The 1,446-nt window shown below is 65.9% G+C and carries 2 protein-coding genes; one reads left to right on the forward strand and one right to left on the reverse strand.

What is annotated here, in order from left to right; translation table 11 throughout:
• A partial coding sequence (locus IVB32_RS21780; protein ID WP_247411407.1) for an FAD-binding protein occupies positions 1-341 on the reverse strand: 341 nt, incomplete at its 3' end.
• Positions 342-522: 181 nt separating this feature from the next.
• On the opposite strand from IVB32_RS21780, the gene IVB32_RS21785 reads away from it, so the two are divergent.
• The gene (locus tag IVB32_RS21785) at positions 523-1,407 is read left to right on the forward strand and encodes a dihydrodipicolinate synthase family protein (RefSeq protein WP_018453057.1); all 885 of its coding nucleotides are present in this window, start codon (positions 523-525) and stop codon (positions 1,405-1,407) included.
• Positions 1,408-1,446: the final 39 nt, after the last annotated feature.

Below are 1,446 nucleotides of genomic sequence, written 5' to 3' on the forward strand. Positions count from 1 at the left end.
ATCGTCATCGAGGCGTGATCGATCTCCTCGATCCCGCTCATGCGCTCGAGCGAGATCGCGACCCAGCCTGCTTCAGGCGATGCGCCGCGGCACAGCCCAGTCAATCCGCCCTGCGGCACGAACGGCAGATGCGCCTGCCGGCAGGTCAGAATCGCGTCGGCCACGCCTTGCGCATCGACCGGGCGGATCACCGCGAGCGGCGTTTGCGGCAGGCTCGCGCTCCAGTCGTTGCAATTGCGCGCGGGCACGTCCGGGCCAACGAGCACGGCGGCCGCGCCGAGGCTGTCGCGCAAGGCGCCGAGCAACTGGGTGGGCCGCTCGACCGGGGTCACCATGTCCATGCGAGACCTCCTCGGAATCTGGCTGCGTGTTATGCGCGCCATGACGGCGGAAAGGATTTGCGCCTTTGTTGTATGTAAGGTACAAGCCCGAAAGTAAAGCAAAAACAAGGCTTGCCAAGCTCTGGTTTGATCGTCCGAGACCAGACGCCTGGTCCGAAGCCACAGCAACGGATGGTGTGTGATGACGGAGGCAATTCGCGGGTTCTGGGTGGCTTCGGCGACGCCGCTGGCGACGGACGGCAGCGTGGACTCCGCCAAGCTCGCCGCCCACGGCAAGCAACTCTTCGGTAAGGGCATCGACGGTGTCGTGCTGTTCGGCACCACCGGCGAGGGCACCTCGTTCAATGTCGCCGAACGCGTCGCGACCATCGAAGCCGTGCTCAAGGCCGGCGTTGCGCCGGACCGAATTGGAATCGGCGGCGGCTTCCCCGCGATCGGCGACAGCATCGCATTGACGCGTGCCGTGCTCGGTCTCGGCCTGCGTCACGTGCTGTATCTGCCGCCTTACTTCGACCGAAGCGTCAGCCCTGAAGGCATCGAGGATGCCTTTGCGGCGATCCTCGACGGCGTCGCCGACGATCGCCTGCGTGCCTACCTCTATCATATCCCGCAGATCTCGGGTGTCGCGATCCCGACCGGCGTCGCCGCGAATTTGCGCAAGCGCTACGGCAAGGTCGTTGCGGGCCTGAAAGACTCTAGCGGCGACTTCAAGCAGTTCCAGGCGTTCCGTGCCGCCGCTCCCGAGCTCGCCATCACCGTCGGCAACGAGGTTGACATCACCCGCGCGATCGCCGCCGGCGGTGCCGGCACCATCTGCGGCATGGCCAACATCGCGCCGGAGCTGGTCAAGGCAATGATCGACGGCAAGGATGTCGAAGCACGCATGCAGGCTGCCGTGGACATCGTGGTGAAATCACCATCCTTCCTCACGACGCTGAAAGCCATCCTCGCGGCACAGACGGGCGACGCGAGCTGGCTACGCGTGCGGCCGCCGCTCCGGGCCTTGTCCGACGGCACCGCGCTCAAGCGCAAGCTCGACGAGCTGATGGCTCCCGCGATCGCGTGAGATCGCGGGAAGCCGCGACACGTTGCCGCGAATTCGCGC

The organism is Bradyrhizobium sp. 23 (assembly GCF_023073295.1).
Lineage (GTDB): Bacteria > Pseudomonadota > Alphaproteobacteria > Rhizobiales > Xanthobacteraceae > Bradyrhizobium > Bradyrhizobium canariense_D.